The sequence below is a fragment of the Kitasatospora sp. NPDC002551 genome (assembly GCF_040296005.1).
Lineage (GTDB): Bacteria > Actinomycetota > Actinomycetes > Streptomycetales > Streptomycetaceae > Kitasatospora.
The window spans coordinates 1-6450 of the sequence record NZ_JBEOWI010000121.1; the positions used below are offsets into that span (position 1 = coordinate 1).

The 6450-nt window shown below is 73.4% G+C and carries 4 protein-coding genes; 3 read left to right on the forward strand and 1 reads right to left on the reverse strand.

All coding sequences use genetic code 11. The features are described 5' to 3' along the window. The first annotated feature begins 658 nt into the window (after positions 1-658). The 3 genes from ABT093_RS40115 to ABT093_RS40125 all read left to right on the forward strand — a co-directional run bounded on the left by ABT093_RS40115 (position 659) and on the right by ABT093_RS40125 (position 5586). Entirely contained in the window at positions 659-3925 is a 3267-nt protein-coding gene (locus ABT093_RS40115; protein WP_350572451.1) for a fibronectin type III domain-containing protein, read from the forward strand. 274 nt (positions 3926-4199) lie between these two features. Then, positions 4200-4892: a hypothetical protein gene (locus ABT093_RS40120; RefSeq protein WP_350572452.1), complete on the forward strand. Its 693-nt coding sequence runs from the start codon at positions 4200-4202 to the stop codon at positions 4890-4892. Beyond that, the gene (locus tag ABT093_RS40125) at positions 4882-5586 is read left to right on the forward strand and encodes a Fic family protein (RefSeq protein WP_350572453.1); all 705 of its coding nucleotides are present in this window, start codon (positions 4882-4884) and stop codon (positions 5584-5586) included. The genes ABT093_RS40120 and ABT093_RS40125 overlap by 11 nt, the downstream gene beginning before the upstream one ends. A gap of 434 nt (positions 5587-6020) precedes the next feature. Here ABT093_RS40125 and ABT093_RS40130 read toward each other — a convergent pair whose 3' ends face one another. Continuing rightward, positions 6021-6269, reverse strand: coding sequence for a hypothetical protein (locus ABT093_RS40130; RefSeq protein WP_350572454.1), 249 nt, complete (start codon positions 6267-6269; stop codon positions 6021-6023). Between the last annotated feature and the right edge of the window lie 181 nt (positions 6270-6450).

Genomic DNA, 6450 nt, shown 5'->3' on the forward strand with positions numbered 1-6450 from the left:
CGGGCCCGGCCGCTACGAGATCCTGGAACCGAGTCCGTGCCGCGCCAATGGAAGCCGGACAGTTGGGGGGATTCCCCTATCGAACGCCCTCTGAGCTTGTTGATCAGGCGTTCGACGGCGACGGTCGACCGGACCACCGGCGTCTGCTCCGCCTGACCCTCCCCACTCCGCCTGGCTCTCCCCGCCCCGCCTGACTCTCCCCGCCCTTCGGGAACCGGGCCCGGCCGCGATCGGCGGCCGGGCCCCTCGCGCGCTGTTGACGCGTCAGGTCAACTTTTTCCCACGGGATTTGGGAAAACCCGCGTCCGCTTGTGGAGGCTGTGCGAGCATCGAATCCGGTAGCACACCGCGCACGGGCAACTCCCCGGTGTGCCTGCCAGGCGTATCAGCTCGGTCCGGGAACATCCGCACGTCCGCGTCGCGGCAGGCCACGAGGGCACACCGCGGCGCACGCAGCACACCCGTCCTCCGGCCTCCTCGTCGGTCTCCGGTCCGACGACCCCTGGCCGGCCGGTCGCGGGATCCTCCCTCACCGGACATCGATTCGCCTGCCCCGACCGTGCACTGAGGACAGTTCGACCCAGAACAGGCCCCGGTGGCAGCCGCCGGGGCCCCGAGCCCCGGTACCCCCGGGTACCGCGGGCGGAGAGGTGTGACCATGTGGCATTCCAGGAAGACCCGGGCCGGACGCTTACGCGGCCGCTCGGTGCTGGCCGTCGCGATCGTGCTGGGGCTCGGCGCGGGAACCGTGGGAGCGTCCGCGGCCCCGTCGCCGCAGCGCCCGGGGGCCGCGGCCAGGGCGCAGCAGACGGTGCAGGCGCCCCTGATCGACTCCGTGCAGCCGTTCGCGAGCGGCACGGTGAGGGTGACCGTCACCCCCGGTGACACCGCGCAGGAGGCGGTGGCCCGGGTGGACGTGGCCGCCTACGCGCTGGACGACGCCGGCAACGCGACGGGCACACCGGTCGCCACCGGCACGGTGCAGCGGCCGGACCCGGCCAACCCGCCGGTGGTCGAGGTCAGCGGTCTGGCCAACGACGTCAGCTACGCGTTCCGGGCCACCGAGACCACCGTCGGCGGCACCGTCTCGGGCGCGTCCCCCGCCTTCATCGGCGGCCCGGAGACGCCCCGGCCACCGCTCGCCCCCACCGTGGCCACCATGCTGGGCCGGGACACCGGGCTCCTCGTCGCCTGGAACCCCGCCCACCCCAACGGCTCGCCGGTGACCTCCTACACCGTCACCGCGACCCCGAACGGCCCGGGCGCGAGCGTGACCGCGAGCGTGGCGGGCGACGTGCTGAGCACCACCCTCACCGGGCTGGTCAACGGCAAGTACTACTCGGTCGCGATCACCGCGACCAACGCCGCCGGGACCGGCGCGGCCGGCGTCTCCGACAGCCAGACCGTCGGCGCCGAGGCCAACGGAACCGTCAGCGCCAAGCCCGCCTACACCTCCGGCGCCCCGCAGGACGTCTCCGCCGGGCCGCCGCCGGCCGCCGCGGACGGCAGCCAGCCCGATCCGACCTCGCTGAAGGTGAGCTGGGACGCGCCGCTGGACGACGGCGGCAACACCATCGTGGGCTACACCGTCAACGCGACCGCGCCCGGCCGGCCCTCCGTGGCGGCGACCGTCCCGGCCACCACGACGCAGGCGACGCTCTCCTCGCTGGCCCCGGGCGTCGAGTACGCCGTCACGGTCACCGCCACCCAGCAGGACGGCAACCCCGGCGCCAGCAGCGCCGCGGTCACGGCCGCCGCCGCCCCGGCCCTCGCGGACGGCACCGTGTTCCTGTCCGCCGACGCGGCCGCGGCCGTCACCAAGGTCACGGGCAGCACCGTGGTGTTCACCGACCCGCCCGCGCAGGTGACCGGCCTGAAGGTCAAGAACATCATCGTCGTGGGGGAGAGCAGCAACCCGCTGCTCCACAACGGCCTGCTGCGCGTCGTGGACCGGATCAGCACCGCGGGCAACACGGTGACCCTGACCACCAGCCAGGCCCCGCTGCAACAGGCCTTCCGGTCCCTGGACTTCACCGCCACCGGCAGCCGGCTGACCTCCGGCGCCCAGGGCTACCGGATCAAGATGCACAACCCGAACTTCCAGGCGTCGCTGGCGCCGCAGAGCGGCAGCGTCCCGATCGTCAACAAGACCTTCACCCTCGACCTCGCCGAGAAGCTGAACAACGACCCCAAGATGAAGGAACGGCTGGGCAACAACACCTCGATCACCGCGAAGCTCACCGCGGCCCTGAGCCTGACCACCAACTGGGAGGCCAGCGCCGACTTCAAGGACGACCCCAACGCGGCCTGGTACGACCCCATCGGCAAGACCTTCACCTACGACTTCTCCGCGACGGCCACCGCGAAGGCGTCGATCGAGGGCGAGCTGGGCATCGCCTACAAGCACGAGACGCAGCGCGAGCCGCTGCTGACCATCGCGCCGGCGAGCTGCCTGATCGTGTACGCGATCGCCTTCTGCCCCTCGCTGACGGTGTACACCCAGACCTCGATCGACGGATCGATCAAGTTCTCGTTCTCGGCCTCCTACGAGCGGACCATGGGCGGCAAGGTCAGCCGGGACGCCACCGGGAAGACGCACAAGACGGACCTGACCAAGGACCCGGTCACCAAGTTCGACTACACGCTGAACGCGGCGGCCAAGGTCTCCTTCGCGTTCCCCGTCTCGTTCAAGATCCTCATCTACGGCGTCGCCGGGCCGGAGCTGGACATCGCGCCCTCCATCGAGGTGAACGCGGACACCTCCGCCGATCCATGGCTGACGGTGACGGCGCCACTGAAGGTGTCGGTGTTCTTCCTCTTCAACTTCAAACTGACCACCTTCTCCTTCGGCGGCGTCGTCTACAACACGACCTTCGACCTGTACAAGGCTCCCGGGCCCTTCCCCGGACCGTCGCTGTCCGGCGGTCAGGGGGTCGCGGCGGTCGCGGCGGCCAAGGGGGACGCGGCGGACGCGCGGACGGATGCGGCCGCCGCGGCGACGGCGTCAGGTCGGCAGTACACCGTGAACTGGCCGGCGGGTTGCGACCCCGCCCAGGGGGTCACCTGGTCCATGGCACCGGGCTCGCTGGGCACCGTCGACCAGACCGGCCACTACACCCCGCCGCACCCCCGCCCCACCCAGAACTACGTCGACCTGATCACCGCCACCACCACCGGTACGCCCACCTGCCCGTCCGCCACCGCCCAGGCGGCGGTCCACCACGGCGCGAGCCTCCCGGCCGCCCCCAAGCACCCCGCGATCAGCCCGGACGGCTCGACCGTCAGCTGGACCGCGGCCGGTGACGGCGGCAGCGCCGTCGAGGAGTACGTCGTCACGGTGGTCGACGATCCCTACGACCCGGCGGGCGCCGAGACCGTGCTGGGGACCGTGCCCGGAACGGCGACCTCGCTGGCCGTCCCCGCCGACCGCATCGCGCAGATCGAGGCCGACGGCGCGAGGGTGCAGGTCACCGCGGTGAACGGCCGCGGGCAGGGCCCCGCCTCGGTCCTGTCGCCGGTCGCTCCGGCCACCGACCCGCTGCCCGTTCTGAAGCCCACGACGGGCACCGCGAACGGCGGCACGATCCAGGTGACGCCCGACGTGGTGAACCTGGGCACGAGCGACGCCACGAACGTCCGGTACCAGCTCAGCTACCCCGACGTCTTCTCCGACCCCACCGCCCCGGGCGGGTGCACCGTCGACACGGCGCAGCGGCTCTACACCTGCGACACGGGGGCCATCGCCGCCGGCACGCACCGGGTCACCCCGCTGATCTCGTTCACCGTCGGCCCGATGACCCCGGGCACCGGCTACCCGGTGACCGTGACCCGCCTGTCCGCCAGCCCCTACCCGAGCGATCCCAACAACGGTACGGCCACGCTGGTCTGCACCGCCGACACCGCGGGCAAGGTCACCTGCGCCTGACGGTTCCGAGCGGCCGGGTCCCCGAGTGGTGGACCCGGCCGCCCTGCGTGGTGGTACCCGGGTCGGCCCCGCTGGGTCCGCTACCGGGCGGGCCGGTCGCAGCGGTGGTACCGGCGAGGGCCTTCCTGACCGTTGGCATGGGACGCTCTCCGCCGCGGAACGTCGTCCCGTTCGGGCTCGGCGGACCGTATGATCGGGGCGGCCTTCCCGTTGTGAGAATCCACGCGCAGAACGGTCGACCGCCCCCGGTCTGACCGATCATCGGAGGATCGTCATGTCCGTCAATGACTATCTGATGCCCCGCCTGCTGTCGTGGTCGGCCGCCGACCCCGACCGGAACGCCTTCGCGTGGAGCCGTGCGGAGGAGGCGGAGGTCACGGCGGAGGTCCGCGCGCTGGTGCCCTCCGAGAGCGCCCCCCGGGACCGCCGCTTCGCGTTCGTCACCCGGACGACGGAGATCCTGGTGGCCCGCTACGGCCCGTGGGCCTGCGGCTGGCACTGGGCGGTCGGCGAGGGCGGCAACGGCGGCGTCGTCCGGAGCTGGTGCTGCGACCACCACTCGCTGCAGGGCGGCCCCGACGCCGCGGCCGCCGTCGTGGTGGTCTCACTCCTGGAATGGCGCGCCTGGCCGGCCGAGCTGGCCGAGCGCTTCGCCGAGCTCGCGCCGCCGGCCGGCGCGGACGCGGAGACCCGGAGGCGGCACGTGGAGCGTGCGGCGGCCGGGCTGGTGACCCTGGTCGTCGAGCGCACGGGCGCCGAGGACGCCTGGTACGCGCTCTGCGGGACGGTGCTGACCTGGTACCTCTCCTCCGCGGGCCTGGCCGGGGAGGAGGCGGCCGAGCTGGTGAAGGCGTCCATCGGCGGGCGGTTCCACAGCTGGAACGCACCGCCCGACACGACGGTCGAGGCCGTCGCGGGGGCCCTGGCGACCGGCACGGACGGGCACCTGCGCCACCATGACCACTGACGCGCTCGCCGTCTGGTGCGCGGTCAGGACCGAGGTCGACTGGGCGACCGCCGGCGCGGGACCGCAGGCGCCCGTGACACCGGCCGTCGACGGGCTCACCGCCTGGTTCGACGGCCCGGTCCGCAGCCGGAGCCCGCGGCGCGCCGAGCGCCTGCTCCGCGCGACCGCCCTCGCGCGCCGGGACGCCGCCGGTCGGCGTCCCCTCACCCCGGCCCTGCTCACCGGCTGGCAACGGCTCGTGCTCGGCCGGTCCGACGTCGGCTTCCGGACGACCGACGCCTTCGCCAAGGGCGGGCGGGAGCGCTACGGACTGACCCCCGCCACCTGGCGGCACTTCGCCCACTGCCTGGACCAGAGCGCCGACCCGGCGCTTCCCCTGGCCGCCCGCGCGGCCAGGGCCTACCTCGACGTCGCCTTCTTCCACCCCTTCCCGGACGGCAACGCCCGCTCGGCCCTGCTCGCGCTCGCCTACGTCCTGGACCTCGACGGCGTACGACTGGACCAGGTCTCCCCGCTGCCGGTCGCACGCTACGCGGACGACCCGGCGGGCGCCGCAGACCTGGCGGCCCTCGTCACCGTCCTCATCCGCGCCTCCCACCGCCGCTCCCACCACCCCGGCGGAACGCGAAGCCCGGCCGCCGCCGGGCTCCCCACCTCTGGCGCTCCCGGTCAGCCGTGGGCCGGCAGCAGGTAGTAGCGGTTGCCCAACGGCACGCCGTACCAGGCGGGGCCACCCCCGCGTGTGCGGGGAGCAGGCAAGGGGGACCTCCGCGTACGGGGTCACGTCGGGACCATCCCCGCGTGCGCGGGGAGCAGCAGCAGGGGGACAAGGCGAACCTACTGGACAAGGGACCATCCCCGCGTGCGCGGGGAGCAGAGTTCGTGAGCTGCGGGTTTATGCGGCGGCAGGGCGGGATTCTGCAACTAGTTGGGAGTCGGGCATTTCGGGCCTTTGGGGTGCGTCGTGGTGGGCGCGAGAGAACTCTACCCAGGCACGGGCGACCGCAGATGGGGGTTGAACGGGTCAACGGGGTTCCCGCAGGAGGAGGGTGAGCGAGCGGTGAGCCACTGATCGGGGCCGCCAGGACGCGGCGGTACCGCCGACTTGGCCGCGTCCTCGGCGGTCGGTCAATCGTCGAGCGGCGAAGGGTCGGCGGTTGCGGAGCGGTCCCGGGTACGGCAGGGGAGATGGCGGGTGAGGGCGTCGCTGCAGTTGGCGGCGGCCATCCGCTGCAGCAGGACCGCCAGGCGGGTGACGAGCGGGCGCAGCCGGGCCCGCAGGGCGGCCTCGACGCTGGCGTCGATGCGCTCGACGGCGGTGCAGATACGGGTGACGAGGAGTGCGGTACCGCGAACGGCGCGGCGGAGGTGGTTCACGCGAGTGCAACCGGTCCCTCACCCGCCCGGTTCCGGCTCACGGCCGGGTGGCCGATGGCAGAGAGTCGGCCGCGCGCCGGGCGTGCCTGGTCCGCGCCCGTCGACGAACACGCCCTCCTCCACCTCTGGTACGTCGGCGCCTGGCCGGACGAACCGCCCGCCTCCCCCCGGGCCCACGACC